Source organism: Paraburkholderia sediminicola (genome assembly GCF_046027825.1).
GTDB classification, from domain to species: domain Bacteria; phylum Pseudomonadota; class Gammaproteobacteria; order Burkholderiales; family Burkholderiaceae; genus Paraburkholderia; species Paraburkholderia sediminicola_D.
Genome location: NZ_JAQQDU010000015.1, coordinates 104,563 through 130,181 on the forward strand (window position 1 = coordinate 104,563; position 25,619 = coordinate 130,181).

Here is a 25,619-nt window from a genome sequence, read left to right on the forward strand (position 1 = left end):
GGCCTGACGCGGCTTGCCGCGCCGGCACTGTGCCGCTCGTTGAAGGTTTATGCGAGCGGCCTCATCAGCGGTATTGGCAGAATTGCAAGATCATGGCTCTAGCTAAACGCATCATCCCCTGTCTCGACGTCACGGCTGGACGCGTGGTCAAGGGCGTCAACTTCGTCGAACTGCGCGACGCGGGCGATCCCGTAGAAATCGCGCGCCGCTACGACGATCAGGGCGCCGACGAACTGACCTTCCTCGACATCACCGCCACCTCCGACCAGCGCGATCTGATCCTGCCGATCATCGAAGCGGTCGCGTCCCAGGTGTTCATTCCGCTGACGGTCGGCGGCGGCGTGCGCGCGGTCGAAGACGTGCGGCGCCTGCTGAACGCGGGCGCGGACAAGATCAGCATGAACTCGTCGGCGGTCGCGAATCCGCAACTCGTGCGCGACGCGACGGACAAATACGGCTCGCAGTGCATCGTCGTCGCCATCGACGCGAAGCGCGTCTCCGCGGACGGCGAACCGCCGCGCTGGGAAGTCTTCACGCACGGCGGCCGCAAGGCGACCGGCCTCGAAGCTGTCGAATGGGCGCGCAAGATGGCCGAACTGGGCGCGGGTGAAATCCTGCTGACCAGCATGGACCGCGACGGCACCAAGAGTGGCTTCGATCTCGCGCTCACGCGCGCGGTGTCCGATGCGGTGTCGATTCCGGTGATCGCCTCGGGCGGCGTCGGCTCGTTGCAGCATCTGGCCGACGGCATCAAGAACGGCCACGCGGACGCGGTACTGGCCGCCAGCATTTTCCACTACGGCGAACACACCGTGGGCGAGGCCAAGCGCTTCATGGCCGATCAAGGCATTTCGGTGAGGTTGTGACGTGGTGAATCCCTCGGCAGCAGAGTGGCTCGACAAGGTCAGGTGGGACGCGAACGGCCTCGTGCCGGTGATCGCGCAGGAAGCGTCGACCAACGACGTGCTGATGTTCGCGTGGATGAACCGCGACGCATTGGCGAAAACCGTTGAAACCGGCCGCGCGGTGTACTTCTCGCGCTCGCGCCAGCGCTTGTGGTTCAAGGGCGAAGAGTCCGGCCACGTGCAGCATGTGCGTGAAGTGCGGCTCGATTGCGACGAAGACGTCGTGCTGCTGAAGGTCGAGCAGGTGTCGGGCATCGCGTGTCACACCGGCCGCCACTCGTGCTTTTTCCAGAAATTCGAAGGCACGGTTGAAGATGGCGGCTGGGTCGCCGTCGATCCCGTGTTGAAAGACCCCGAACACATCTACAAATGACGCAATCCACGCATTCCACGGAACCCGCTTCGTCCACCAGGGACACGCTGCTGCGCCTCGCGGCCATCATCGACGGCCGCAAGGGCGGCGATCCGGACGTCTCGTACGTGTCGCGCCTGTTCCACAAAGGCGATGACGCGATTCTCAAGAAGATCGGCGAAGAAGCCACCGAAGTCGTGCTGGCCGCCAAAGACGCGCGTCACGGCGGCGCGCCGAACGCGCTGGTCGGCGAAGTGGCGGACCTGTGGTTTCACTGCCTCGTGATGCTGTCGCATTTCGACCTGAACCCGGCGGACGTGCTGGCCGAGCTCGAGCGCCGTGAAGGCCTGTCGGGCATTGAGGAAAAGGCGCTGCGCAAGAGCCGCGAGCGCGAGCAGAACGGCGACTGATTGTCCGGATTTGTCCGCTCTGTCTTGAAGTGGCGAACGTCGGCACCCACATTGCACTGAACGCATAGGATCGCATCCTCGGGAGGACGCAAGCATGGAACAGTCGCAAGGAAATTATCCGCCGCCGGTCTACCGCAACGCGATCGAGCCCGAGCGCGAACGCAGTCTGCGCACGCTCACGCATGTGCTGTACGCGCTGTACGCGGTTCATTGGCTGACGGGCGGCCTGACGATTCTGATCGCGATCATCATCAACTACGTGAAACGGCCCGATGTCGTGGGCACGCCTTATGAAGCGCATTTCGAGTGGCAGATCCGCTCGTTCTGGATGGTCCTGCTAGGTTACGCGATTGGCGGCGTACTGCTGTTCGTGGTGATCGGTATTCCGGTTCTGTGGGCCGTCAGCATCTGGATGTTGTACCGTATTATTAAAGGCTGGCTGTATCTGTACGATAACAAGCCGCTTGCGAATCCGCGTGCCTGGTTTTGAGTTGAGTCCGGTTGCGGCTGGGCGGAACATGAACGGTGCCGCATCACGCTGCGCGCGCTAGCCATACTGTGTCAGGAATACGATGAGTCACGACCCAAACTGTCTTTTCTGCAAGATCGCCGCCGGCGAGATTCCGTCGACCAAAGTCCATGAAGACGAAGAGTTTGTTGCCTTCCGCGACATCCGTCCGGCAGCTGAAACGCATGTGCTGGTGATTCCCCGCAAGCACGTCGCCACGCTGTCGAATTGCACCGAAAGCGATGCACCTCTGCTTGGTAGAATGCTTGTGCTGGTGGCGCGTCTGGCCGACCAGCTGGGCGTGGCGTACAGCGGTGGCGAAACCGGTTTTCGCACGGTCATCAATACCGGGCCGGGCGGCGGGCAAGAGGTGTATCACCTGCACGCGCATATCCTCGCGGGGCCGCGCCCGTGGCACCGAATGGGCTGACAAATAACGGCGGGCCGCGAGGCGCGTGGCGAGTTTTGGCCGTCGACCCTAGCGTGGCCATTGTTTTTGCTGCACTGTAACGACGCCGACGTGATCGTCAGGTCACAATGACACACCGGTCGCAGGTTGAATCGGAACAGTCTGCAGTAACGTATAGATGAAGCGTACGCGCTTCGAGTCACGCCGCAAGGCGCACGAATTTTGCCGCATCACGGTGCGGTGTCGGGGTTAAGGAGAGTAGTCATGGGTTCGTTGAGCATTTGGCATTGGCTGATCGTGTTGCTGATCGTAGCGCTCGTATTCGGCACGAAGAAGCTGCGCAACATCGGCACCGACCTGGGTGGCGCGGTGAAGGGTTTCAAGGAAGGCATGAAGGAAGCCGAAACGCCCGCAGGTGACGCGCAGCAGCAGCGTGAACTGCCGCGTAACGGCACCGTGGATGTGGATGCGAAGGAAAAGACGCCGCGTTCCGGCGATTACCGCTAAGCCGCGGCCCAACCGCGTTACTGACGGACATTCCACTTCATGCTGGACCTCGGTCTAACCAAGATGGCGCTGATCGGCGTCGTCGCGCTAGTCGTACTCGGGCCTGAGCGCCTGCCTCGCGTCGCCCGCACGGCCGGCGCGCTGTTCGGCCGCGCGCAGCGGTATATCAACGACGTGAAGGCCGAAGTCACCCGCGAAATCGAACTCGACGAACTGCGTCGCATGAAAACCGAGTTCGAAGCGGCGGCGAGCAACGTCGAAACCTCCGTTCAGGAGAATCTGCGCAAGCACGAAACCGAACTGAACGACGCGTGGAATAGCGGCACGTCGGTGTCGCCGAGCATTGCCGGCGGCGCGCTTGAAGATGTCAGCAATTCGCCGTGGCAGACCAGCACGCCACCGGCAGGCCCCAAGCGCAAGAACTGGCGCGTCAAGCAGACGGCCATGCCCACCTGGTACAAGCGGGCCACCACGCGCCGCACGCGCGTGCAGTCGGGCGCGGCGCGCGTGGCGCGGCATACGCCGGCCGGCATGCGTCGTCAGACGCGGTTCTTCTGATGATCAGAACGACAATCTCTAACCGAGGGCCGGCGTGAGCGACCCCCAGCAAACCCAGGACGAAGGCACTGAAGAGACCTTCATTTCTCACCTCGTTGAATTGCGCGACCGTATCATCCGCGCCGGCCTTGCCGTCATCGTGGTGTTTGTCGGGCTCGTGTATTGGGCGCCGGACATCTTCCGGCTGCTGGCGCGGCCCTTGATGCAGAATCTGCCGAAGGACGGCAAGATGATCGTCACCGACGTCACCGGCTCGTTCTTCGTGCCGATGAAGGTGACCATGATGGTCGCCTTCGTGATTGCGCTGCCGGTCGTGCTGTACCAGATCTGGGCGTTCGTCGCGCCGGGTCTGTACCAGCATGAGAAGAAGCTGGTCGGGCCGCTGGTGGGCAGCAGCTACACGCTGTTCCTGTGCGGCATGGCGTTCGCGTACTTCGTGGTGTTTCCGACCATCTTCCGCGTGATGGCGCACTACAACGCGCCGCTCGGCGCGGAGATGAACACCGACATCGACAACTATCTGAGCTTCGTGCTGACCATGTTCCTCGCGTTCGGGGTGACGTTCGAAGTGCCGATTGTCGTGGTGTTGCTGGTCCGCATGAACGTGCTGACCATCAAGAAGCTCAAGGAAATCCGTCCGTATGTGATCGTGGCTGCGTTCGTGATTTCGGCGGTGGTGACGCCGCCGGATGTGTTCTCGCAGCTGATTCTGGCCATTCCGCTGATTGTGCTGTACGAGGCGGGGATCATTGCGGCGCGGTTGATTGTCGGCAAGCAACCGGTGGTCGTGGACGACAGGCCGCCGAATTAACGGCGTGATGTGCGGCACGCGTTGGTTACGCTAGTCTCGCCGCTAAAGGGGCCAGGCAAACAAAAAGGGCACTCCGCAATGGACTGCCCTTTTTGTTTTGCGGCAGTGTTGCCGTTTGATTTGCCGCGTCGCCGGCTGCCTAAGCCAACGGTGTCGTCTCATCTCCCGTTGGCTAGCACCGCCTGACTGCCGTTGTGCCCGCCGTTGCCCTGTATATCAACTGGCGCTGTCCTGCTGGCCGCTGCGTTGTTTCTCAACCGCGGGTGTGCGGCTGGCCGCTGCGGTCCCTTTTTTTAGCCGCCGTCATCGTCCTGATCGCCGCCACCATTGTCCTCGGGCTGCTGCTTCGGAGGAGGCGGGCGCTTGCCGATGGTCACGTCCAGATCCATCTCGCGGCTCTTGCGCACCAGATGAACCTTGGCAGCCGTGCCCGGCTTGATCTGCGCGATGACATTCAACAGACGCGTGGTGTCGGTGATCTCCTGCCCATTCACGCTCACCAGGATATCGCCCGGCTTGATGCCCGCCCGGTCGGCTGGCCCGTTCTTCAGCACACCCGCGACGATCGCGCCCGATTTCTGCTCGAGCCCAAACGATTCGGCGATTTCCGGCGTCACGTCCTGCGGCTCCACGCCGATCCAGCCCCGCGTGACCGAGCCCGTCGTGATGATGCTCTCCAGCACGCTGCGCGCGGTCGAGACAGGAATGGCAAAGCCGATGCCGAGCGAGCCGCCCGAGCGCGAATAGATGGCGGTATTGATGCCGAGCAGGTTGCCGTTCACGTCGACCAGCGCGCCACCCGAGTTACCCGGGTTGATGGCCGCGTCGGTCTGAATGAAGTTTTCGAAGGTGTTGATGCCGAGGTGATTGCGCCCGAGCGCGCTGACAATGCCCATGGTCACCGTCTGGCCGACGCCGAACGGATTGCCGATCGCCAGCACCACGTCGCCCACGCGCGTCTGGTCCATGCGGCCGAGCGTAATGGTGGGCAGGTTGGTCATGTTGACCTTCAGCACGGCCAGATCGGTCTCAGGATCGACGCCGATCACCTTCGCATTGGTGGTGCGGCCGTCGGCCAGCGCGATTTCGATCTGATCGGCGCCGTCCACGACGTGCTGGTTCGTTAGAATGTAACCTTCCGAACTCACTATCACCCCTGAGCCGAGATTCGACGCGGGTTGCTCCTGCTGCTTGCCCTTGTTCTTGTCGCCGAAGAAATAGCGGAACAGCGGATCTTTCGCGCGCGGATCGGGCGGCAGTGAGCCATCCTTGCTGGAGAACACATTGACGACCGCGGGCATGGCTTTTTGCGCGGCGTCTGCATAGGACGCCTGTGCAGGGCCGGTGCCGATGCCTGGCGCCACTTCCCGAAGGGCGACGATCGGTTCGGCGAGTTGCTTGCCGAATTGCCCTTGACGCTGGAGCCACTGCGGTTTGAGGGTCGCAATGATGAACATCAGCGCCAACAGCACAGTCACCGCTTGGGCAAAGAACAGCCAAAAGCGTCTAAGCATCTGAAGACTAGAGGTTTATATGGATCGGATCGAACTTGAATTGTACTTGAACAATCTTCTTGAAACCGCGCGCTTCAAGGACTATTGCCCCAATGGATTGCAGGTGGAAGGGCGCCGCAAGATCAATAAGCTCGCGACCGGCGTGACCGCTTCGGTGGCCTTCCTCGAGGCCGCGCTCGACTGGGGCGCGGACGCGGTGCTGGTCCATCACGGCTACTTCTGGCGCAACGAAGCGCCGCAGATCACCGGGCGCAAACACGCACGGCTGAAGCTGCTGATCGCCAACGACCTGAACCTGTTCGCCTATCACCTGCCGCTCGACGACCATCCCGAGTTCGGCAACAACGCGCAGATCGGCGAGAAGATGGGCTGGATCAGCGACGCGCGCTTCGGCGAGAACGATCTCGGCTGGCTCGCCACGTTTCCGATGCCGATCACGCTCGCGCACTTCACGGCGCAAGTCGAGCAGACGCTCGGCCGCACGCCGCTCGTGTTCGGCGACCCGGATCGCGAACTGCGCCGCGTCGGCTGGTGCACGGGCGCCGCGCAAGGCATGTTCGAGGCCGCGATCAATGCCGGCGCTGACGTCTACCTGACCGGCGAAGTGTCGGAATCGGTGATGCACACATCGGCCGAAAGCGGTGTCGCGTTTCTTGCCGCCGGCCATCACGCCACCGAGCGCTTCGGCGTGCAGGCGGTGGGCAAGCATCTGTCCGAGGAGTTCGATATCGAACACCTGTTTATCGATATCCCCAATCCCGTTTGAACTGAAAATCGGCATTAGATAAGAAAAAGGTGCGAATAACGCAGAGGGCGCTTAAAAGGAGGCACAAAAAAGTTTGCGATCCGTACGGAGAAACCCTGATTTATCAAAGGCTTCGCACGGTTTTTGGCAATGGGGCCTTGTAAATGCCGACTCCATTCGCGCAAACTAGCGGCGGTAGAAGCGACGTGAAGGAAAAATCCAACTCAGAAGTGGGGCGTGTGATGCGAGACAAGGAAGATGAACGCGTCGACGGCAGCCGCCGTACCTGGCTGATAGCGACGACCGTAGCAGGTGGCATAGGAGGCGTTGCCACTGTCGTACCCTTTGTTAGTTCGTTTGCACCATCTGAAAAGGCCAAGGCAGCAGGTGCCCCGGTCGAAGTCGATATTAGTGATCTCAAGCCCGGCGACATGAAGACTGTTGCCTGGCGCGGTAAGCCGGTGTGGATCATCAATCGCACCGACAGAATGCTCGCCGATGTCCAGAAAGCCGATAACGAAGTAGCGGATCCCCACACCAAGAATCCTTTTTCGATGCCGTTGCCGGAGTACTGCAACAACGAATTCCGTTCACGCACCGACCACAAGAACCTTTTCGTCGCCGTCGCCGTATGTACCCATCTGGGCTGTACGCCGACGCCGCGCTTCCAGGAGGGGCCGCAGCCCAATCTTCCAGACGACTGGCCAGGCGGCTTCCTGTGCCCTTGCCACGGCTCGACCTATGACATGGCCGGCCGCGTCTTCAAGAACAAACCTGCGCCGCAGAACCTCGACATCCCGCCCTATATGTTCACGTCGGCCACCAGCCTCGTGATCGGCAAGGACGAGAAAGGAGAAGCGTAATGGCGATCGAACACGAAGTAGAGACAACCGGGCTGGTTGGCTGGATCGACCGGCGCTTCCCCATGACGTCCACTTGGAAGAAGCACGTTTCCGAGTACTACGCGCCGAAGAACTTCAACTTCTGGTACTTCTTCGGTTCGCTCGCGCTGCTGGTGCTGGTCAATCAGATCGTCACCGGCATTTTCCTCACGATGAACTACAAGCCCGACTCGACGCTCGCGTTCGCGTCGGTCGAGTACATCATGCGCGAGGTGCCGTGGGGCTGGCTGATCCGCTATATGCACTCCACGGGCGCGTCGATGTTCTTCGTCGTCGTGTATCTGCACATGTTCCGCGGGCTCATGTACGGCTCGTACCGCAAGCCACGCGAACTGGTGTGGGTGTTCGGCTGCGCGATTTTCCTGTGCCTGATGGCCGAAGCGTTCTTCGGTTACCTGCTGCCGTGGGGCCAGATGTCGTTCTGGGGCGCGCAGGTGATCGTGAACCTGTTCTCGGCGATTCCGTTCATTGGGCCGGACCTGTCGCTATGGATTCGCGGCGACTATGTCGTGTCGGACGTCACGCTGAATCGCTTCTTCGCATTCCACGTGATCGCGATTCCGCTGGTGCTGATCGGCCTGGTGGTTGCTCACCTGGTGGCGCTGCATGAAGTGGGGTCGAACAACCCCGACGGCATTGAGATCAAGGCGAAGAAGGGTCCGGACGGTATCCCGCTCGACGGTATTCCGTTCCACCCGTACTACTCGGTGCACGATTTCATGGGCGTGACGGTGTTCCTGTTCATCTTCGCGGCGATCATCTTCTTCGCACCGGAAATGGGCGGGTATTTCCTCGAGGCGAATAACTTCATTCCCGCCAATCCGCTGCAAACGCCGCAGGAAATTGCGCCGGTGTGGTATTTCACCGCCTTCTATGCGATGTTGCGGGCCACCACCGATCCGTTCAAGATCGTCCTGATGATTATCGTCGCGCTGCTTGGCCTCTATTCGCTGGTGCGCGCGCGCGGCAAGTGGAAGCTTGGCTTGCCGGTGCTCGCGGTGCTGGTGGTGCTGGCCATGGCGTTCACCGAATCGAAGTTCTGGGGCGTGGTGGTGATGGGCGGCGCGGTGATCTCGCTGTTCTTCCTGCCGTGGCTCGACCGCTCACCGGTGAAGTCGATCCGTTACCGGCCGTTTTTTCACAAGGTGTTCTACGGGATCTTCGTACTCGCATTCCTGACGTTGGGCTTCCTCGGCACCAAACCGCCGTCGCCCGCCTCGACGTTGATTGCCCAGATTTGTGCGCTGATCTACTTTGCGTTTTTCCTCGGCATGCCCGTCTGGACGCGGCTTGGCACGTTCAAGCAGCCGCCCGAGCGGGTGCGGTTCAAGCCCCACTAATCGCGAGCCAGGAGAACACGACAATGAAAAAACTGCTTTCGACGTGTGCGCTGATCGGCGCGACACTGTTCGCGGTGCTGGCCGGCCCGGCGCACGCAGACGAGAATTTCCCTCTCGACCGCGCGCCCGATAACGCAGAGAATTTCGCTTCGTTGCAGCACGGCGCGCAATTGTTTGTAAACTATTGCCTGAATTGCCACAGCGCGAATCTGATGCGCTACAGCCGACTGACCGATCTCGGCATTACGCCGAGCGAAATTCAGTCGAACCTGCTGTTCACCACAGATAAAATCGGCAACACCATGACCGTGGCAATGCGCCCGGAGGACGCGAAAGCGTGGTTCGGCGCGAGTCCGCCTGATTTGTCAGTGGAAGCGCGGGCGCGTAGCAAGGACTGGCTGTACACGTATCTGCGCAGTTTCTATCGCGACAATACGCGGCCGACCGGCTGGAACAATCTGGTGTATGAAAACGTGAGCATGCCTCACGTGCTGTGGCAGCTTCAGGGGCAACGTACCGCGAAGTTCGGTGACGAAGTCGATGAAAAAACAGGCGAAACGGTGCACAAATTTGTCGGCTTCCAACAGGTCACGCCGGGGACGATGTCGCCGGTAGATTATGATTCTGCTGTGGCCGACCTCGTGTCGTACCTTTCGTGGATGTCCGAACCGACGCAGAAAACCCGCAAACAGCTTGGCGTGTGGGTGCTGTTGTTCCTCGGGGTCCTGAGCTTTTTCGCCTGGCGACTGAACGCCGCGTACTGGAAAGATATCAAATAATCACGCCGTCACCCGGCGTGGGGCCGGCGCCAGGAAAGACCTGTTGAACGGTTTTTCCGCGCGCTGGCCTTTCAGCTTTTTGAGGAAACGTAAATATGATGGTTCTGTATTCCGGCACAACTTGCCCGTTCTCCCAGCGCTGCCGGCTGGTGTTGTTCGAAAAGGGCATGGACTTCGAAATCCGCGACGTCGACCTGTTTAACAAGCCGGAAGACATCGCCGTGATGAATCCGTATGGTCAGGTGCCGATTCTCGTCGAACGGGACCTGATTCTGTACGAATCGAACATCATCAACGAGTACATCGACGAGCGCTTCCCGCACCCGCAACTGATGCCGGCCGATCCGGTTCAGCGCGCCCGCGCCCGCCTGTTCCTGCTCAATTTCGAAAAGGAACTGTTCGTTCACGTCGGCACGCTCGAAAACGAAAAGGGCAAGGCCGCCGAGAAGAATCACGAGAAGGCACGCCTCGCGATCCGCGATCGTCTGACGCAACTCGCACCGATCTTCCTGAAGAACAAGTACATGCTCGGCGAAGAGTTCTCGATGCTCGACGTCGCGATTGCGCCGTTGTTGTGGCGTCTGGATCACTACGGCATCGAGCTGTCGAAGAATGCTGCACCGCTGATGAAGTACGCCGAGCGCATTTTCAGCCGCCCGGCTTATATCGAAGCGCTGACGCCTTCGGAAAAGGTGATGCGTCGTTGAGTTTGGCTTTGGGGTGAGGGCGTCGCGTCTCGATTGTTTTCCGTGAGCGCCCGAACCCGGTAAGAGGACTGTTGATGCAAGAGATTTCTACCAAGCCTTATCTGCTGCGCGCGCTGTACGAATGGTGCACGGATAACGGCTACACGCCGCATATTGCGGTCCGGGTCGACAATCAGACGCGCGTGCCGCGGCAGTTCGTGCGCGACAACGAGATCGTGTTGAACATCAGCTTCGAGGCGACCAGCCAGTTGCAGATGGGCAATGAATGGATCGAGTTCAGCGCGCGCTTCTCCGGCAAGTCGCACAAGATCGAAGTGCCGATCGCCAATATTCTCGCGATCTACGCGCGCGAAAACGGGCAGGGCATGGCGTTCCCGGTCGAGTCGGCGGGCGGCGAAGCGCAGGATTCAGGCGCCGATGCGGAAGTGGCGGACGAAACCGTGTCGCCGGCCGCGCCGCGCGCGGTGGAAGCGTCGCCGGCGGCCGATGCGGCTGCCGCCAAAGCGGACACCGCGACGGATGGCCCGCAGCCTGACGATGATGGATCAAAAGGTGGCGGAAGGGCTCGCCTCAAGATCGTAAAATGAAGTAGAATCACGGCCTCATGCCGGCTTAGCTCATCAGGTAGAGCGCTTGACTTGTAATCATGAGGTGGCGGGTTCGAGTCCTGCAGCCGGCACCAGTTGTACGAAAACGGGTTTCTGAAGAATTTCAGAAACCCGTTTTTTTATTCCCGACGTGGATCTGGCTGTGCGGATAGTCCCGTTGCAAGCGGCGTCGCCGCGAATAGCTGGAATCCCGCCAAAGCCTTGCTGGGCATGCATTTGGCGGCCGCTGTCTCACGCGTAGGAGACGCGAAGTCCCGTCAATTCAGCATGTTGAGTGGGGCGGAGAATGGCGCATTTTTGCCAGATCTCATTCACCTTGTCGATTGTGGACAGTTTAGTCTGCGCGATCTCATTATTTGCCCGCACACCACAGCAAAAGGCAGTGGCATCGGCCTGGTCCGGGCAGCCGTCAACAGATACCGTCCCGCGGACCCGACCGGGAGAGGTACTATTCGGGCGTCAGTCGGCATCGCAAGAAAATCACTCCGGCGGGCAATGCCCCCCGAGACGCGACGTTTCACCGCGTCACTCCCGCAACACAGACCCCACCTTCATCATGACCAGCCCCGCAACCATCACCTGGCCCGAAGCCGACGGCCCCCGCTCTGCGCGTTGGCGCTCCGAAGCCGCAGTGCCGCCGCCCAAGCGCGTTGTCGTCGCGGACGACCGCACTACCGCCGACTCGGCCTATCGCCTCGCCTGCGAAGGGACGGCTCTATTGTGGAACGGCGATTTTCAGAACGCCCGCCAACTGTTGCAGGCGGTCACGCGCCGTCTGGAGCGCAAGCCGCGCAAGCAGGGTGAAACACCGATCGATGCGTTCAACCTGCATCGTCAGGCGCAGTCGCAACGCGCCCGCACGCTCGGCATGATTCTGATTCCCCTCGACGCCGCTTATGGCATCCCGCTTCGCCGCGCGCCTGAAGTACAGCAGGCTTGCATCGAAACCTACGGCCCGTCTACCGACGAACCCTCGGTCGTGTCGCTGCGCGAATTGCTCGGTCTGGTCGGTGCGCACGAGTGGCGCAAGAAGGGCGTGGAAATTCCCGCGCTGGCTGAGCGCATCCATCCGCACTACGGCGTGTTTTCGCCGGTGCGCGGCGAGTATGTGGATCTGGTTGCGCGCACGCCGTTGCCGTCTTTGAACAAGGCGTTCGATATCGGCACCGGCACGGGCGTGCTGGCCGCACTGCTCGCCAAACGCGGCGTGAAGAAAATCGTCGCGACCGACCAGGACCCGCGAGCGCTTGCCTGTGCGCGAGAAAACCTCACGCGTCTTGGCTACGATCAGCAAGTCGAGATCGTGCAGGCCGATCTGTTTCCGGAAGGCCGTGCGCCGCTGGTGGTCTGCAATCCGCCGTGGGTGCCGGCGCGGCCCGCATCGCCGATTGAATACGCGATCTATGATTCGGAAAGCCGTATGCTGCTCGGTTTTCTGAACGGCCTGGCGGACCATTTGTCGCCGGGCGGGGAAGGCTGGCTGATCATGTCGGACTTCGCCGAGCATCTCGGTTTGCGTACGCGCGAGTGGCTGCTTGCCGCCATTGAAAAGGCGGGACTGACGGTGGTTGGCCGCGAGGATATTCGTCCGCGGCACCCGAAGTCGACCGATGAGACCGATGCGCTGCACACGGCGCGCATGGCTGAAGTGACGTCGCTCTGGCGGCTGAAGGCGCGCTAAATAGTGGCGCGCGATGGCGCGCAACAAGGCTCGATAGGGCGCCGCAGACGAGCGGCGTGTCAGACCGGCACGCCGCTCGCTTTGAGATACGCTAATGCACCGCGTCCTGCCGCCAGCCCGCTGGCGAAGCAGGCGGTGAGCAGATAACCGCCCGTCGGCGCTTCCCAGTCGAGCATTTCGCCCGCGCAGAACGCACCGGGCAGACGCTCAATCATCAAATGCTGATCGAGCGCTTCGAAGGGGATGCCGCCCGCGGTGCTGATCGCTTCCTCGATAGGCCGGGCGCGCGTGAGCCGCACCGGCAGCGCCTTGATTGCGTGCGCCAGACCATTCTCATCGGCGAAGGCTTCCTTCGACAGAATCTCATGCAGCAGGGCCAGTTTTACGCCACCAATCCCGATTCTGCCGTGCAGGTGAGTCGACATCGAGCGCGAACCGCGCGGTCGCGTGACCTCCGCCACGACACGCTCCAACGTCAAGCCTGGCGCCAGGTCCAGCGTGATCGTGACGTCGCCGTCGGCCAGAATCCGCTCCCGGATCGCTGCTGACAACGCGTAAATCAGGCTCCCTTCGAGGCCCGTTTCGGTCAGAAGTATTTCACCTTGTCGATTGTGGACTTTATTGTCTACGTCGGTGAGTGTGATGACCACCGATTTCACCGGCTGGCCGGCGAAACGCTCGCGCAGATAGGGGCTCCAGTCCGCATCGAAGCCGCAGTTCGCGGGCCGCAACGACGTCACTGGCACCGAGCGAGCGCTCAGCAGCGGCACCCAGGCGGCGTCGGATCCGAGCCGCGGCCAACTGGCGCCGCCGAGTGCGAACACCACGGCATCGCAGGCCACGCGTTGCTCGCCGTCCGGTGTGTCGAAGCGCAACGGGTGCGCGGCGGTGTTGCCGCCATCATTGTCCCAACCCGTCCATTTGTGGCGCATGTGAAAGCGCACGCCGGTTTCTTTCAACCGATGCAACCACGCTCGCAGCATCGGCGCCGCTTTCATATCGGTCGGAAAAACCCGCCCGGAACTGCCGACGAAAGTTTCGACGCCGAGCGCGTGCAACCAGGCCCGCAAGGCGTCGGGACCGAACATGTCGAGTAGCGGCGCGATCTGTTCGCGGCGCGCACCGTAGCGGCCGAGAAACGGCTCGAGCGGTTCCGAATGCGTGATGTTCATGCCGCCTTTGCCCGCCATCAGGAATTTGCGGCCAACTGACGGCATCGCGTCGTAGACGTCGACCTGTACGCCGTGCTGGGCGAGCGCCTCGGCGGCCATCAAGCCGGCGGGGCCGCCGCCGATTACGACGACGCGGGAGGAATCGAAGGAGGATGACATGCGGTCCTGCGGATGAGCGGAAGGGGCGGCGCGGTGGCCCGATCTGACAATCGGGCGGCGCGAAGGGCGCTATTTTCACATCGTGGGCAGCGCAGGGCAAACGGGCGGGCGCGTGCCGGATTAACCGGCCGAAAATCGCTGGGTTCGGGCGCTTTCGACTCCGTTGAGTTTGCGCGCGCTGCTTTGCAATCCCCACGCGCGAACTATACTTTTCAAACGCCTTCCATCGGACGCAGTGTGCGTCTTCCCCGCGTCAAACTAACCCACCGCTCTCATTTCGCCCGACGTGGCCCATGCTGCCGCGTCGCGGCTGACGACGGGGTCTGCGCGTCCGCTGTTTGTCTGGATGGGTTGGCGTTTGATCAAGGAGATGGCCATGACTCGCAAATACATCGACTGTCGCGAGTTCCCAAGCGAAATGAATTGCACCGTTGCCCTATCCGCCGACAGCGAGAGCGAATTGCTCGACGCGGCCGTGCAGCATGCCGTCACGGTGCACAAACATGCCGACTCGCCGGAACTGCGCTCGCAACTCAAGACGCTATTTCATGAGGGCACGCCGCCAGTCGAGGCGCCGCACGCTTGATTCGTCGTCCTTTCCCCTGAGGACGGAGGCCGGTTGATCAGTTCGAGCGGCGGCGAGCCGCTCGAACGGGTCGCGGCGTTGCCTGGGTGTCCTAGCCAGGGTAAGCCTCATCCACCTTCAGGCCGGCCAGCTTGAAAATGACCCGAAGCGTTTGCGGTTTGATGTCGCGACGCGACGCGAGCGTCGTCATGACGAAGTCGAGCACTTTCGCGTACTTGAGCATCGTCAGGCACGTCTCCATGTCGACGCTGCCATCGCGCATGACCTCGGCTAGCCGCAGCATTTCGGTGGAAATGTCGCGAGCCATCTCGAGTTCGAGCTGCTGCTTTTCCGACCACGCAGGGGTGGCGGTGAGCTTCGCCAGCATTTCCTGAAATTTCTGTTCGACGTTTCCGTTGGGTACCGTGTCCATTGCTGCCTCTTCTATTATCCCGGCGCGCGCCCGTTTGAGATCGCGGCGCACTGCTGGTTACGTAACGTTCGGTCCGTGTTCCGGGACCGTCCTCCCCACATGCATTCGGTTCGCGTGATCGACGTCACGGCCGGCAGCCTGTTGTTATGCGCAACGCGGCTTACCCCATCGGGTGAACCGGCCCGCAAGATGCTTCCAAGCCACGTCGGACACGACCCGCGCACTGCTTTTTGAGCAGGAAGTGTTCCAGGTTTGCGGCATTTCTCGCAGGGTCAATGCGGCTCCTCAGGTGAGCGGGCTGCGCTTTGGGTAAACTGGCAGCAACTTTTCCTTTTTTCCGTCATCTGTCGCACGTTCGCGTAGCAATCGATGGCGGTCCCCACGATGTCCAGCAAAACTCACGAAATCCGTCCGAACCAGTCCGTCGAGCTGTTGAAAGAGCTTCATATCCTGACGCGCGACGGCAAGATGAACCAGGACAGCCGCCGCAAGCTGAAGCAGGTCTACCACCTGTTCCAGTTCATCGAGCCGCTGCTGAAAGACCTCAAGGAACAGCAGGGCGCGGTGACGCTCGTCGACCACGGCGCGGGCAAGTCATATCTAGGTTTTATCCTGTATGACCTTTTCTTCAAGGAGTTTCAGGACGCCGCGGGTGGTGCGTCGCACATTTACGGCATCGAGACACGTGAGGATCTCGTGACGAAATCCGAGGAGCTGGCCGAGCGGCTGGGCTTCAAGGGGATGTCGTTTTTGAATCTGTCGGTGGCGGAGTCGATTACTTCAGAGCGTTTGCCGGCGCAGATCGATATCGTGACGGCGCTGCACGCGTGCAATACCGCGACTGACGACGCGCTCCGGTTTGCGCTGGAAAAGCGTGCGAAGTACATCGTGGTCGTGCCGTGTTGCCAGGCTGAGGTGGCGGGGGTGTTACGGCAGAACAAGGGTAAATCGCTCGGCAATGCGCTGACCGAGATCTGGCGCCATCCGCTGCATACCCGGGAATTCGGCAGCCAGATTACTAACGTGCTGCGCTGCTTGCAGCTGGAAGCACACGGCTATCAGGTGAGTGTGACGGAGCTGGTCGGGTGGGAGCATTCGATGAAGAATGAACTGATTATTGCCCAGTTCAAGGATCTGCCGAGGCGTCGCCCGGCCGAGAGGCTGAATGAGGTGATGGAGACGCTCGGGATCGAGGAGCTGAAAGAAAGGTTCTTTGTCCCTGCCTGATCTGTCCTGCGGCGGTGGCGTTTTCATAGCCACCGCGTGAACTACATTTTCATCAGGTCGTTCCAACCTTTAAGACCGATCCGCCGAAGGGTTTCCTGATTCCGCTCATATATATCTTCCGCATTGGGAAAAGCTTGAACCGCCCGTTCAATACTTTCCTCGCGAAGCAGATGAAAAATGGGATACGGCGCCCGATTCGTATAATTCTCGATATCGTCCAGTTCACTGCCTTCAAACTGATATTGAGGGTGAAAGCTGGCAATCTGAATCACGCCCTCGACCCGACGTTGCTTGATCATTCTCTCGGCAAAAAACAGGCAATCGTTATAGTCGAGAAAATCGCCGAGCGCATGCGGTATAACCAGAAGCGTGGTATCCACCATTTCAGGATTCGCCGCAACCAGCGCCTGAATCTCGGTTTCGAGATCGGTTAAAACCCCTTCCGTATCCACAGCGTCGCTAACGGCATAGCGAATCTGCCCCTTCACATGCACGGCCTTGGCAAAAGGGCACAAATTGAGTCCTATCACGGCCTCGGTCAGCCAATGACGAGTGGCGGCGATAACGGCATCATGAGATTCGGCAGGCAACGACATGGCGAGCAGCGAAAGGGGAAAGTGCCATTCTAACGGCGCGGAACGGCACTGATCCGAGCCCTGCCGCAACAGGACGGCAAAAACCTCAACCCGCTTGCGCGCCGCTGCACGCCGCGGCGATCAACTGCGCCGCCACCTTCGGTGCGGCAAGAATCGGCCCGCAGCCCGGGCCGTAGGTCTGGCTGGCCGCGTACACGCCCTCGATCATCAGACCCAGCCCATTGGCCAACGCCACGGGATCATCGGCGCCTGCCGCGGTTGCCAGTTCCAGAAGCCGCGCCATCAGCCGTTTCTTGTTTCGAAACACGAATTGCCGCGCCGGATGCGTCGCGTCGGGAAACTCCACCGACACATTCACGAAAGGACAGCCGCGGTAGTCGTCGATCGATGCACGCACCGCCAGGTCGTCAAAATATTGCTGAAGCTGTTTCGCCGGCTCGCCAGGATGCTTCGCAAAGCTCTTTTCCACGTAGCCGAAAAACTGCTCGTCCTTTTGTTCCAGGTATGCCATCACCAATTCGTCCTTCGACGAAAACTGGCGGTACAAGCTCATCTTGTTCACGCCCGCGCGTTCCACTACCGCGTCGACGCCAACTGCCCGCACACCCTCGCGATAGAACAGTTCGTCCGCGGCGCGCAACAGATGCTGCTGCGCCTCGGGGCCGGCCGTCTGCGCGCCGCGCGCTCGCCGCGCACCGGATCGTTTGAGGGTTTCACTGTCGGACATGGAATGCCACCTGAATTGAATTGACGCCTTGACATGTTACCGATCGGTAACTAAGATCGCAACACCCATTGTGACTGATCTGTCACAAGTCCTTTACCGAAGTCGTAACAATGCGAGCGGCGCGGCCTGTGGGGAACGCGTCGATTGGAGAACCGATGAACTGGGCAGCGAGACTGATTGGCGGACGTTTCCACTACGGCTGGTTGACCGTCGCGGTGGTGTTTCTGGTGTTGCTGGCGGCGGCCGGCACACGCGCTACGCCGAGCGTGATGATGGTGCCGCTGGAGCATCAGTTCGGCTGGAGCCGCGCGACGATTTCGCTCGCGATCTCCGTGAACATCGCACTCTACGGTTTGATGGGGCCGTTCGCGGCCGCGGCGATGCAACGCTTCGGTGTGCGTCCGACCTTGCTGATCGCGCTCGGCACGATGGCGGCAGGCGTGGCGCTGTCGTCGCTGATGACGCATCCGTGGCAGATGGTTCTGATCTGGGGCGTGATGGTCGGCGGCTCGACGGGGGTGGCGGCGCTGTCGTTGTCCGCGACGGTCGTGACGCGCTGGTTCACCACGCATCGTGGCCTCGTGATGGGGATTCTCACGGCCAGTTCGGCGACCGGCCAACTGGTGTTCCTGCCGATGCTCGCGGCCATCGCCGAGCATTACGGCTGGCGTCAGGTGGTGTGGGTCGTCGCGGGTGCGGCGGCGATCGTCTTGCCGCTGGTCGCGTTTCTGTTGCCGGAGCGGCCTGCGGATATGAAGTTGCGCCCGTTCGGCGAACCGGCCGACGCGCCGATCTCTGCTTCCGTGACCAAACAGAATCCACTGGCCATCGCCTTCGGCACGCTCGCCATGGCGAGCAAGACGCGCGATTTCTGGCTGCTGTTCTTTAGCTTCTTTATTTGTGGCGCGAGCACCAACGGTTACGTTGGCACGCATCTGATCGCGATGTGCGGCGACTACGGCATGACCGAAGTGCAGGGCGCCTCCTTGCTGGCCGCCATGGGCATCTTCGATCTGTTCGGCACGACGTTGTCGGGCTGGCTGTCAGACCGCTTCAATAGCCGCGTGCTGCTGTTCTGGTACTACGGTCTGCGCGGTTTGTCGTTGATGTATCTGCCGCACGCTTTCGGCATCGATTTCTTTGGCCTGCCGTTGTTCGCGGTGTTCTATGGGCTCGACTGGATCGCCACCGTGCCGCCCACGGTGCGTCTGGCGACCGATGTCTACGGCAAGGAAGCGGCGCCGGTGGTGTTCGGCTGGGTGGTCGCCGGCCACCAGCTCGGCGCGGCCTTCGCGGCGCTTGGCGCGGGTATGCTGCGCGCGAGCCTCGGCACATACACGGTGGCATCGATGATTTCCGGCGGGCTGTGCCTGGTAGCCGCCGCGATCGTGCTCCGGATCAATCGCCCAGCCAAGGTGCCGGAGCCGCAAGCGGTGTGAAGCTGCGCCCCGTGCACGATGATCGAATCAAACCCACGCAAACGGTCCCGTTCGGGGCCGTCTGTCATTGCAGCCGACATGAAAACTAAAGCGCACTTGTCGGAGCGCGAGTGCCTCAGCCCGGTTATGCTATGAGACCCCGGGCAGCCGCCCGCCGATCATGAATTTCGACCGAGAGAAGCGCATGACCAACAAACCCGCCCCTACCGCAGTTGCCATTCACGAGCTGATTGCAGGTCGCTGGAGCCCGCGCGCGTATTCGAGCGAGCCGGTGAGCCGCGAGAATCTGCATTCGGTGCTCGAAGCGGCACGCTGGGCGCCGTCTTCGTATAACGCGCAACCGTGGCGTTTCCTCGTATTCGATCGCAGCGTCGATGAAGTCTCGTTCAAGCAGGCATTTGCCACGCTGGTGCCGTTCAACCAGGGCTGGAATGCGCCGGCGCCGGTGCTGATCGCGGTGACCACGCATACGCTCACCAACAAGGGTGAAGTGAACCGCTGCGCGCCGTACGACGCGGGTGCCGCGGCAATGGCGCTGGTGCTGCAGGCGCACGCGCTCGGTCTCGCCGCGCATCAGATGAGCGGCTTCGATCCGAACGCGTTCCGTACGGCGTTCAAGCTGCCGACCGATGTCGACGTGATCGCCATCATTTCGCTCGGCCATTATGGCGACGTCGACAAACTCGATCCGGTGCTGCGTGAGCGCGAGAAGTCGGTGCGTCAACGTCTGCCGCTTGCCGACATCGCTTATGGCGGCGGCTGGAAGAAGGCGTTCTGAGCACTTTGCGGGTTAGTGATGACACAAACGCGCGGCGCTGACCGCGCGTTTTTTTATTCCGGATTGTCCGCTGCGCTTAAGACGACGCACGGTTGTCCCCGCTGTCCGTGATACGCAGCGCGTGTGGTTCGTCGACCGCTGGCCGCGATACTCAAGGGGACGTCCCCGCCCCCTCGACGCGTGAAGGCGCGTGATTCATTCCGCCCCGTCCGCGACGCTCGAAAGCGGCATGGCGACATGCTCGAGCGACTTGCGCTCCGCATCCACGCCCCAGATCGCGGCGATCACCGCCGCGGCGAGCATCAGACCCGAGCCGACCAGATAGCCGAAAAACACTTCGCTGCGCTGATGCGTATCGATCAGCCGGCCGAAGAACGCCGGGCCGATGATGCCGCCCAGCGCCGTGCCGAACGCGTAGAACACCGCGATCGCCAGCGCGCGGACTTCCAGTGGAAACGATTCGCTGACCGTCAGATACGCCGAACTCGCAGCCGCCGAGGCGAAGAAGAAGACCACCATCCACGCGATCGTCTGCGTCACGACGCTCAGCATCTGCTGCTCGAACAGATAGCCGCTCAGCGTCAGCAGAAGGCCGGACAGTGCATAAGTCGCGGCGATCATCTTGCGTCGCCCGATTACGTCGAAAAGGCGGCCGAGCACCAGCGGTCCAAGGAAGTTGCCGAGAGCGAACGGCAACAGGTACCAGCCAATGTGGTCGCCCGGCACGTGATAGAAATCGGTCAGCACCAGCGCGTAGGTGAAAAAGATCGCGTTGTAGAAAAACGCCTGAGCGGTCATTAACGACAGGCCGACCAGCGCGCGCCGTCGGTGCACGTTGAACAGCGTGTGAAACACCTCGCGCAACGGCGTATGTCCGCGTGTCCGCAGTTTTAGCCGCGTGAGGTCATCGTCGGGGAGCGCATGGCCTTCGTTGCGAAAGCGCGTTTCGATGCCGTCGACGATCGAACGCGCATCGCGTTCGCCGCCGTGCGTCAGGAGCCAACGAGGACTTTCGGGCACCCAGATGCGCATTGGCAGAATCGCCAGCGCCAGCACCGCGCCGATGAAGAAACAGGCGCGCCAGCCCCAGTCTCCCGGCAGCAGATTCGGATCGAGCAGGATCAGCGAGCCCGCCGCGCCGAGTCCTGCGCCGACCCAGAAGGTGCCGTTGATGCCGAGATCGGTCCAGCCGCGCACCCGTGGGGGCGTGAACTCCTGAATGGTCGAATTGATCGCCGTATATTCGCCGCCGATGCCTGCGCCGGTGAGAAAGCGAAACAGCAGAAAACTGGCGAGATTCCACGACAAAGCGGTCGCCGCAGTGGCAGCCAGATACAACGCGAGCGTGATGAAGAACAGTTTGCGGCGGCCGAGCCGGTCGGTCAGCCAGCCGAAGCCGAGTGCGCCGAGCACGGCGCCGGCAATGTAGGCGCTACCGGCGAGACCCACGTCGGCGTTGGTAAAGCGCAACGATGGGCTAGACTTCAACGCACTGGCCACGGCGCCCGCCAGTGTCACTTCGAGACCGTCCAGCAGCCACGTCACGCCCAGTGCGACGACGATCTGCGAGTGAAAGCGTCCCCACGGCAAACGGTCGAGCCGCGAGGGCAGGTCAGTTTCAATGATGGCGGCGTTTTTCTCGTGGACAACGGCGGTAGGCGGCGCGCTCATTGCTATAAGTCTCCTGATTGCCGAAAATTGGCGGCGTATCCTGTCGAATCCAGCAATTTTTGTTCCGTCGAGCGGGCTTGGGATCGTATTGCGGTCGTCCCGGAAAGCGTCAGTTGATGCTGGTTGCGCTTTCGTGATACAAAGCCGCTCCCCCTTCTGTCCGCGCCAGCCGTGAGCGGCGATTCCTGCCATGAACTATTGCGCGATTGACTTCGGTACTTCCAATTCGGCAGTAGCCGTCCCTGACGGTGCTGCGCTTAAGCTTGCGCCGGTCGAGGGCGCCTATACGACGCTGCCGACCGCCGTCTTTTTCAACACCGACGAGAACACCCGCGAGTTCGGGCGCTCGGCGTTGGCGGCGTACATCGACGGTTTCGACGGGCGTCTGATGCGCTCGATGAAAAGTATTCTCGGCTCGCCGCTCGCCGAAAACTCGACCGATCTCGGCGACGGTTCGGCGATCAAGTACACGGACATCATCGCGATTTTCGTCGACCACCTGAAGCGCTCGGCCGAGAAGAGCATTGGCGGCCCGATCAGCCGCGCTGTGCTGGGCCGCCCGGTGTTCTTCGTCGACGACGATCCGCGCGCGGACCAGATGGCGCAGCAGCAACTCGAAGCTGCAGCGCGGTCAGCCGGTTTGCGGGAGATTCACTTTCAGTATGAGCCGATCGCGGCCGCGTTCGACTACGAATCGCATCTGACGGAAGAGGGGCTCGTGCTGGTGGCCGACATCGGCGGCGGTACGTCGGACTTTTCGCTGGTGCGGGTGGGGCCGGAGCGGATGAAGCGCGTCGAACGTAAAGACGATGTGCTGGCCCACCACGGTGTGCACGTTGCAGGCACCGATTTCGACCGCCGGGTCGAGCTGGTGACGATCCTGCGCGAACTCGGTTACCAGACGCTCGATCCCGAAGGCCGTGAGATTCCGAACCGCATCTATTTCGATCTGGCCACCTGGCACCTGATCAACACCGTCTACGCCCCGAAGCGCGTCAGCGAACTCGCGCTCATGCGGCATCTGTTCACGCAGGTCAAACATCACGACCGCCTGATGCGCGTCGTGGAGCGCCGCTTGGGCCACGCCTTGGCGGCTCATGCGGAAGAGGCGAAGATCGGCGTGGCGGCAGGTGGCGAGACCGTGATCGATCTCGACGAGGTGGAAGACGACCTGCGCCTTGCATTCGACGAAGCGCAACTCATCAAGGCCGGGCAGGACGAGACGCAGCGCATCGTGCAGGCGGCACGCGATACGGTGCAAGCGGCCGGTGTAGCCCCGCGCGACGTCAACGCGATTTACTTCACGGGTGGCTCGACTGGATTGGCGTTTCTATCGGGCGCATTGGCGGCGGCATTTCCAGATGCCAAAGCGGTATTCGGCGACCGTCTTGCCAGCGTCGCGACAGGTCTCGGTATTCACGCGCGGCGTCTATTCGGATAACCCGACTAACCAATCACATACTGCGAAGATAATCACCACATGCAGTTGTGACGGATATAAAAAAACCCCGCCGAGGCGGGGTTTTTTGCGTCCAGAAGGAAGCGTGCTTGCTTACACCGGCTTGATGTTAGCAGCTTGCTTGCCCTTCGGGCCCGTCTTCACTTCAAACGTAACCTTTTGGTTTTCTTGCAGCGTCTTGAAGCCTTCCGTGCGGATTTCCGAGAAATGCGCGAACAGATCTTCGCCACCGCCGTCCGGCGTGATGAAGCCAAAGCCCTTTGCGTCATTGAACCACTTGACGGTACCGGTTTCCATATTACTTGTTCCTAAAGATGGTAAATAAGGCCGAAGCCCAATGGGTGCGCATGAAAATCAAGGAAGGGGGTAATGGGACCAACCGGAGTACCGTTGATGGGCGAACTACGAAAGACCAATTCACTCGCCGCTTGAAATCCTGCCCGAACGTTATACGGCCATTTCGGGCGAAGGTCAACACTCAGATCCCAACTTTACAATATTTTGATAGATTGGCGCAAAAATTGCTTACAAAGCTTGCTGTTCGTCCGAGAATTTTGCTAGGGAGAACCCTTAGTTTGGCTGCAACGTGGGGGTGCAACCGTTAAACTACGCGCCGCGCGTCGGTTGCACCTGATTAGAATGGACCGTCGCGCACGCATGCGCGTCACCCCGTCTCCAACGCCACAAGCGATGTCACGCGGTGCCGACATGGTTCTGCTGCAACTTGCATGGGGACGGAGTCACTGCTACAGCACTAACTCCGACCGAAATACGGTGTATGGGGCCAGAGTAAGCGCTAAATCGCTAACGCTGGTCGACACAGGAGAGGATGTGAAAAGTTCTATACAACGGAACATCGGACCGGTCGCGCTGCTGCTGACCGGCTTGGGGTCGATCATCGGATCGGGCTGGCTGTTCGGCGCGTGGAAGGCTGCAAAAATTGCAGGACCGGCTGCCATTTGTGCATGGGTCATCGGCGCGGTCGTGATTCTCGCGATTGCACTGACCTACGCGGAACTCGGCGCGATGTTCCCCGAGTCCGGCGGCATGGTGCGTTACGCACGCTACTCGCACGGCGCCCTGGTGGGTTTCATCAGTGCGTGGGCAAACTGGATCGCCATTGTCTCGGTGATTCCAATCGAGGCTGAAGCCTCCATTCAATATATGAGTACCTGGCCGTATCCATGGGCGCATGCGCTATTCGTGGATGGGTCATTAACGACCAATGGGCTGTTGCTGTCCGCAGCCCTGGTGATCGTTTACTTCCTGCTGAACTACTGGGGCGTGAAGCTGTTCGCACGCGCCAATTCGGCGATCACGGTCTTCAAGTTCCTGATTCCCGGGGCGACCATCGCCGGCTTGATGGCGACGGGCTTCCACAAGGAAAACTTCGGCGCAGCGAGCACCTTTGCGCCGTACGGCTGGTCGGCTGTGCTGACGGCCGTGTCGACGAGCGGTATCGTGTTCGCCTTCAACGGTTTCCAGAGCCCGATCAACCTCGCGGGTGAAGCACGCAATCCGGCCAAGAGCGTGCCGTTCGCGGTGATCGGCTCGATCCTGCTGGCACTGGTGATCTACGTGCTGCTGCAAATCGCGTATATCGGCGCGGTGAGCCCGGGCGACGTGATGAAGGGCTGGAGCCACTTCAACTTCGCGTCACCGTTTGCCGAACTGGCCATCGCGCTGAACCTGAACTGGCTGGCGATTTTGTTGTACGTTGACGCGTTCGTCAGCCCGAGCGGCACCGGCACGACCTACATGGCGACCACCACCCGCATGATCTACGCGATGGAGCGCAACAACACGATGCCGAAGATGTTCGGCAATGTGCACCCGTTCTACGGCGTGCCGCGTCAGGCGATGTGGTTCAACCTGCTGGTGTCGTTCATTTTCCTGTTCTTCTTCCGCGGCTGGAGCTCGTTGGCGGCGGTGATCTCGGTCGCGACCGTGATCTCGTACCTGACTGGCCCGATCAGCCTGATGGCGCTGCGCCGCGCGGCGACGGATCTGGAACGCCCGCTGCACATTCCGGGCATGAAGTTCATTGCACCGTTCGCTTTCGTGTGCGCGTCGCTGATTCTGTACTGGGCGAAGTGGCCGCTGACCGGCGAAATCATTCTGTTGATGGTCGTCGCGCTGCCGGTGTACTTCTACTTCCAGGCGAAGTCGGGTTTCGGCGGCTGGGGGCGTGACCTGAAGGCTGCATGGTGGCTGGTGGCCTACCTGCCGGTGATGGCGATCCTGTCGCTGATCGGCAGCAAGGAATTCGGCGGCCGCGGCGTTCTGCCGTACGGCTGGGACATGCTGGTGGTGGCGGCGTTCTCGCTGGTGTTCTACTACTGGGGCGTGCATAGCGGCTACCGGTCGGAATACCTCGAAGAGCGTCAGACGCACGACGAAGTGCTCGAAGGCATGGGCGCACACTAAGTTGCTGCGCTGAGTCGTTCGCTGGATCGCCGGACCGTCGTGATCCGGCCTAGTATGAAAAAAGCCCGCCTGAGTTGCTCACCAGCCGCTCACTTAGCGTGTTGTTCGGGGGCTTGCCGGGCGGGGCTGATTTAAGGACAGGGGCCCAAATCCCTGTCCTTTTTTATACAAAGCAGCCTGTTTGTTTAAAAAAAGTACAGGATTTCCTGCGGGTCGACCGGATGCGACGC

General features: G+C 61.1%; 28 protein-coding genes and 1 tRNA gene. 22 read left to right on the forward strand and 7 right to left on the reverse strand.

From position 1 onward, the window contains the following. The first annotated feature begins 92 nt into the window (after positions 1–92). From hisF to tatC, 8 genes are all read left to right on the forward strand, one after another. Positions 93–866: an imidazole glycerol phosphate synthase subunit HisF gene (gene hisF, locus PQQ96_RS11130; RefSeq protein ID WP_169487579.1), complete on the forward strand. Its 774-nt coding sequence runs from the start codon at positions 93–95 to the stop codon at positions 864–866. A gap of 1 nt (position 867) precedes the next feature. Continuing rightward, on the forward strand, positions 868–1,278 hold the full coding sequence (hisI, locus tag PQQ96_RS11135) for a phosphoribosyl-AMP cyclohydrolase (protein ID WP_408291572.1): 411 nt from the start codon (positions 868–870) through the stop codon (positions 1,276–1,278). After that, positions 1,275–1,667: a phosphoribosyl-ATP diphosphatase gene (locus tag PQQ96_RS11140; RefSeq protein WP_408291574.1), complete on the forward strand. Its 393-nt coding sequence runs from the start codon at positions 1,275–1,277 to the stop codon at positions 1,665–1,667. Before hisI ends, PQQ96_RS11140 begins: the two co-directional genes overlap by 4 nt. Positions 1,668–1,761: 94 nt before the next feature. Then, a complete protein-coding gene (locus tag PQQ96_RS11145) occupies positions 1,762–2,157 on the forward strand; it encodes a DUF4870 family protein (protein ID WP_408291575.1) in 396 nt (131 codons plus the stop codon). An 82-nt stretch (positions 2,158–2,239) separates the two neighbouring features. Continuing rightward, positions 2,240–2,605: a histidine triad nucleotide-binding protein gene (locus PQQ96_RS11150; RefSeq protein ID WP_074282045.1), complete on the forward strand. Its 366-nt coding sequence runs from the start codon at positions 2,240–2,242 to the stop codon at positions 2,603–2,605. Between the two features lie 243 nt (positions 2,606–2,848). Continuing rightward, positions 2,849–3,091 (forward strand): Sec-independent protein translocase subunit TatA, encoded by a 243-nt coding sequence (tatA, locus tag PQQ96_RS11155; protein ID WP_074282046.1) that lies wholly within the window; start codon positions 2,849–2,851, stop codon positions 3,089–3,091. 39 nt (positions 3,092–3,130) lie between these two features. Then, positions 3,131–3,649 (forward strand): Sec-independent protein translocase protein TatB, encoded by a 519-nt coding sequence (gene tatB, locus PQQ96_RS11160; RefSeq protein ID WP_408291577.1) that lies wholly within the window; start codon positions 3,131–3,133, stop codon positions 3,647–3,649. 34 nt (positions 3,650–3,683) lie between these two features. After that, complete coding sequence (gene tatC / locus PQQ96_RS11165; protein ID WP_408291579.1) at positions 3,684–4,460, forward strand: twin-arginine translocase subunit TatC; 777 nt, start codon at positions 3,684–3,686, stop codon at positions 4,458–4,460. 293 nt (positions 4,461–4,753) lie between these two features. Here the strand turns inward: tatC and PQQ96_RS11170 are convergent, their stop codons facing one another. Next, positions 4,754–5,974 (reverse strand): Do family serine endopeptidase, encoded by a 1,221-nt coding sequence (locus PQQ96_RS11170; protein ID WP_201079542.1) that lies wholly within the window; start codon positions 5,972–5,974, stop codon positions 4,754–4,756. A gap of 19 nt (positions 5,975–5,993) precedes the next feature. Between PQQ96_RS11170 and PQQ96_RS11175 the strand changes: the two genes are divergently transcribed. From PQQ96_RS11175 to PQQ96_RS11210, 8 genes are all read left to right on the forward strand, one after another. After that, a complete protein-coding gene (locus PQQ96_RS11175; RefSeq protein WP_408291581.1) occupies positions 5,994–6,740 on the forward strand; it encodes a Nif3-like dinuclear metal center hexameric protein in 747 nt (248 codons plus the stop codon). 221 nt (positions 6,741–6,961) lie between these two features. Beyond that, positions 6,962–7,582 (forward strand): ubiquinol-cytochrome c reductase iron-sulfur subunit, encoded by a 621-nt coding sequence (gene petA / locus PQQ96_RS11180; RefSeq protein WP_074282051.1) that lies wholly within the window; start codon positions 6,962–6,964, stop codon positions 7,580–7,582. Continuing rightward, positions 7,582–8,961 (forward strand): cytochrome b, encoded by a 1,380-nt coding sequence (locus PQQ96_RS11185; RefSeq protein ID WP_408291583.1) that lies wholly within the window; start codon positions 7,582–7,584, stop codon positions 8,959–8,961. Before petA ends, PQQ96_RS11185 begins: the two co-directional genes overlap by 1 nt. Before the next feature lie 23 nt (positions 8,962–8,984). After that, positions 8,985–9,740: a cytochrome c1 gene (locus PQQ96_RS11190; protein WP_408291585.1), complete on the forward strand. Its 756-nt coding sequence runs from the start codon at positions 8,985–8,987 to the stop codon at positions 9,738–9,740. Positions 9,741–9,835: 95 nt separating this feature from the next. Beyond that, positions 9,836–10,447: a glutathione S-transferase N-terminal domain-containing protein gene (locus tag PQQ96_RS11195; protein ID WP_006052302.1), complete on the forward strand. Its 612-nt coding sequence runs from the start codon at positions 9,836–9,838 to the stop codon at positions 10,445–10,447. A gap of 74 nt (positions 10,448–10,521) precedes the next feature. Beyond that, positions 10,522–11,034: a ClpXP protease specificity-enhancing factor gene (locus tag PQQ96_RS11200; RefSeq protein WP_408291586.1), complete on the forward strand. Its 513-nt coding sequence runs from the start codon at positions 10,522–10,524 to the stop codon at positions 11,032–11,034. Between the two features lie 19 nt (positions 11,035–11,053). Next, a tRNA-Thr gene (locus tag PQQ96_RS11205) sits at positions 11,054–11,129 on the forward strand. A gap of 482 nt (positions 11,130–11,611) precedes the next feature. Continuing rightward, positions 11,612–12,736, forward strand: a complete 1,125-nt coding sequence (locus PQQ96_RS11210; protein ID WP_408291588.1) for a methyltransferase — start codon at positions 11,612–11,614, stop codon at positions 12,734–12,736. A 59-nt stretch (positions 12,737–12,795) separates the two neighbouring features. Here the strand turns inward: PQQ96_RS11210 and PQQ96_RS11215 are convergent, their stop codons facing one another. Further along, positions 12,796–14,067, reverse strand: a complete 1,272-nt coding sequence (locus tag PQQ96_RS11215; RefSeq protein WP_408291590.1) for a TIGR03862 family flavoprotein — start codon at positions 14,065–14,067, stop codon at positions 12,796–12,798. Positions 14,068–14,443: 376 nt separating this feature from the next. Between PQQ96_RS11215 and PQQ96_RS11220 the strand changes: the two genes are divergently transcribed. Next, complete coding sequence (locus PQQ96_RS11220) at positions 14,444–14,653, forward strand: DUF1059 domain-containing protein (protein WP_408291592.1); 210 nt, start codon at positions 14,444–14,446, stop codon at positions 14,651–14,653. A 91-nt stretch (positions 14,654–14,744) separates the two neighbouring features. Here the strand turns inward: PQQ96_RS11220 and PQQ96_RS11225 are convergent, their stop codons facing one another. After that, positions 14,745–15,065 carry a type II toxin-antitoxin system HicA family toxin gene (locus PQQ96_RS11225; RefSeq protein WP_042329129.1) on the reverse strand — a complete coding sequence of 107 codons (321 nt, stop codon included), beginning with the start codon at positions 15,063–15,065 and terminating at the stop codon, positions 14,745–14,747. Positions 15,066–15,449: 384 nt separating this feature from the next. Here PQQ96_RS11225 and PQQ96_RS11230 point away from each other — a divergent pair, with 384 nt between their 5' ends. Then, positions 15,450–16,292, forward strand: a complete 843-nt coding sequence (locus tag PQQ96_RS11230) for a class I SAM-dependent methyltransferase (protein WP_408291594.1) — start codon at positions 15,450–15,452, stop codon at positions 16,290–16,292. A gap of 41 nt (positions 16,293–16,333) precedes the next feature. Here PQQ96_RS11230 and PQQ96_RS11235 read toward each other — a convergent pair whose 3' ends face one another. Continuing rightward, complete coding sequence (locus PQQ96_RS11235) at positions 16,334–16,888, reverse strand: DUF1415 domain-containing protein (protein ID WP_408291596.1); 555 nt, start codon at positions 16,886–16,888, stop codon at positions 16,334–16,336. 85 nt (positions 16,889–16,973) lie between these two features. Then, a complete protein-coding gene (locus PQQ96_RS11240) occupies positions 16,974–17,615 on the reverse strand; it encodes a TetR/AcrR family transcriptional regulator (RefSeq protein WP_408291597.1) in 642 nt (213 codons plus the stop codon). 155 nt (positions 17,616–17,770) lie between these two features. On the opposite strand from PQQ96_RS11240, the gene PQQ96_RS11245 reads away from it, so the two are divergent. Then, positions 17,771–19,054, forward strand: coding sequence for an MFS transporter (locus PQQ96_RS11245; RefSeq protein ID WP_408291599.1), 1,284 nt, complete (start codon positions 17,771–17,773; stop codon positions 19,052–19,054). A 184-nt stretch (positions 19,055–19,238) separates the two neighbouring features. After that, entirely contained in the window at positions 19,239–19,832 is a 594-nt protein-coding gene (locus PQQ96_RS11250; protein ID WP_408291600.1) for a nitroreductase family protein, read from the forward strand. 195 nt (positions 19,833–20,027) lie between these two features. Here PQQ96_RS11250 and PQQ96_RS11255 read toward each other — a convergent pair whose 3' ends face one another. Beyond that, a complete protein-coding gene (locus PQQ96_RS11255; RefSeq protein ID WP_408291602.1) occupies positions 20,028–21,503 on the reverse strand; it encodes an MFS transporter in 1,476 nt (491 codons plus the stop codon). 190 nt (positions 21,504–21,693) lie between these two features. Here PQQ96_RS11255 and PQQ96_RS11260 point away from each other — a divergent pair, with 190 nt between their 5' ends. Then, positions 21,694–22,944 carry an Hsp70 family protein gene (locus tag PQQ96_RS11260; protein ID WP_408291604.1) on the forward strand — a complete coding sequence of 417 codons (1,251 nt, stop codon included), beginning with the start codon at positions 21,694–21,696 and terminating at the stop codon, positions 22,942–22,944. A 111-nt stretch (positions 22,945–23,055) separates the two neighbouring features. On the opposite strand, the gene PQQ96_RS11265 is transcribed toward PQQ96_RS11260, so the two are convergent. Continuing rightward, entirely contained in the window at positions 23,056–23,259 is a 204-nt protein-coding gene (locus tag PQQ96_RS11265; protein ID WP_007180251.1) for a cold-shock protein, read from the reverse strand. A 534-nt stretch (positions 23,260–23,793) separates the two neighbouring features. On the opposite strand from PQQ96_RS11265, the gene PQQ96_RS11270 reads away from it, so the two are divergent. Further along, positions 23,794–25,389 (forward strand): APC family permease, encoded by a 1,596-nt coding sequence (locus tag PQQ96_RS11270; protein ID WP_408291606.1) that lies wholly within the window; start codon positions 23,794–23,796, stop codon positions 25,387–25,389. Positions 25,390–25,619: the final 230 nt, after the last annotated feature.

What these genes read in the sequence shown, in the direction of transcription:
- hisF (WP_169487579.1), top strand. Translation starts at nt 93, where the DNA reads ATGGCTCTAGCTAAACGCATCATCCCCTGTCTCGACGTCACGGCTGGA.
- PQQ96_RS11140 (WP_408291574.1), top strand. Translation starts at nt 1,275, where the DNA reads ATGACGCAATCCACGCATTCCACGGAACCCGCTTCGTCCACCAGGGAC.
- PQQ96_RS11225 (WP_042329129.1), bottom strand. Translation starts at nt 15,065, where the DNA reads ATGGACACGGTACCCAACGGAAACGTCGAACAGAAATTTCAGGAAATG.
- PQQ96_RS11230 (WP_408291594.1), top strand. Translation starts at nt 15,450, where the DNA reads ATGTCCAGCAAAACTCACGAAATCCGTCCGAACCAGTCCGTCGAGCTG.
- PQQ96_RS11210 (WP_408291588.1), top strand. Translation starts at nt 11,612, where the DNA reads ATGACCAGCCCCGCAACCATCACCTGGCCCGAAGCCGACGGCCCCCGC.
- PQQ96_RS11235 (WP_408291596.1), bottom strand. Translation starts at nt 16,888, where the DNA reads ATGTCGTTGCCTGCCGAATCTCATGATGCCGTTATCGCCGCCACTCGT.
- PQQ96_RS11250 (WP_408291600.1), top strand. Translation starts at nt 19,239, where the DNA reads ATGACCAACAAACCCGCCCCTACCGCAGTTGCCATTCACGAGCTGATT.
- PQQ96_RS11150 (WP_074282045.1), top strand. Translation starts at nt 2,240, where the DNA reads ATGAGTCACGACCCAAACTGTCTTTTCTGCAAGATCGCCGCCGGCGAG.
- PQQ96_RS11260 (WP_408291604.1), top strand. Translation starts at nt 21,694, where the DNA reads ATGAACTATTGCGCGATTGACTTCGGTACTTCCAATTCGGCAGTAGCC.
- PQQ96_RS11245 (WP_408291599.1), top strand. Translation starts at nt 17,771, where the DNA reads ATGAACTGGGCAGCGAGACTGATTGGCGGACGTTTCCACTACGGCTGG.
- PQQ96_RS11170 (WP_201079542.1), bottom strand. Translation starts at nt 5,974, where the DNA reads ATGCTTAGACGCTTTTGGCTGTTCTTTGCCCAAGCGGTGACTGTGCTG.
- PQQ96_RS11255 (WP_408291602.1), bottom strand. Translation starts at nt 21,503, where the DNA reads ATGAGCGCGCCGCCTACCGCCGTTGTCCACGAGAAAAACGCCGCCATC.
- PQQ96_RS11215 (WP_408291590.1), bottom strand. Translation starts at nt 14,067, where the DNA reads ATGTCATCCTCCTTCGATTCCTCCCGCGTCGTCGTAATCGGCGGCGGC.
- PQQ96_RS11265 (WP_007180251.1), bottom strand. Translation starts at nt 23,259, where the DNA reads ATGGAAACCGGTACCGTCAAGTGGTTCAATGACGCAAAGGGCTTTGGC.
- PQQ96_RS11200 (WP_408291586.1), top strand. Translation starts at nt 10,522, where the DNA reads ATGCAAGAGATTTCTACCAAGCCTTATCTGCTGCGCGCGCTGTACGAA.
- PQQ96_RS11240 (WP_408291597.1), bottom strand. Translation starts at nt 17,615, where the DNA reads ATGTCCGACAGTGAAACCCTCAAACGATCCGGTGCGCGGCGAGCGCGC.
- tatB (WP_408291577.1), top strand. Translation starts at nt 3,131, where the DNA reads ATGCTGGACCTCGGTCTAACCAAGATGGCGCTGATCGGCGTCGTCGCG.
- PQQ96_RS11190 (WP_408291585.1), top strand. Translation starts at nt 8,985, where the DNA reads ATGAAAAAACTGCTTTCGACGTGTGCGCTGATCGGCGCGACACTGTTC.
- petA (WP_074282051.1), top strand. Translation starts at nt 6,962, where the DNA reads ATGCGAGACAAGGAAGATGAACGCGTCGACGGCAGCCGCCGTACCTGG.
- PQQ96_RS11220 (WP_408291592.1), top strand. Translation starts at nt 14,444, where the DNA reads ATGACTCGCAAATACATCGACTGTCGCGAGTTCCCAAGCGAAATGAAT.
- PQQ96_RS11175 (WP_408291581.1), top strand. Translation starts at nt 5,994, where the DNA reads ATGGATCGGATCGAACTTGAATTGTACTTGAACAATCTTCTTGAAACC.
- PQQ96_RS11185 (WP_408291583.1), top strand. Translation starts at nt 7,582, where the DNA reads ATGGCGATCGAACACGAAGTAGAGACAACCGGGCTGGTTGGCTGGATC.
- PQQ96_RS11145 (WP_408291575.1), top strand. Translation starts at nt 1,762, where the DNA reads ATGGAACAGTCGCAAGGAAATTATCCGCCGCCGGTCTACCGCAACGCG.
- tatA (WP_074282046.1), top strand. Translation starts at nt 2,849, where the DNA reads ATGGGTTCGTTGAGCATTTGGCATTGGCTGATCGTGTTGCTGATCGTA.
- PQQ96_RS11195 (WP_006052302.1), top strand. Translation starts at nt 9,836, where the DNA reads ATGATGGTTCTGTATTCCGGCACAACTTGCCCGTTCTCCCAGCGCTGC.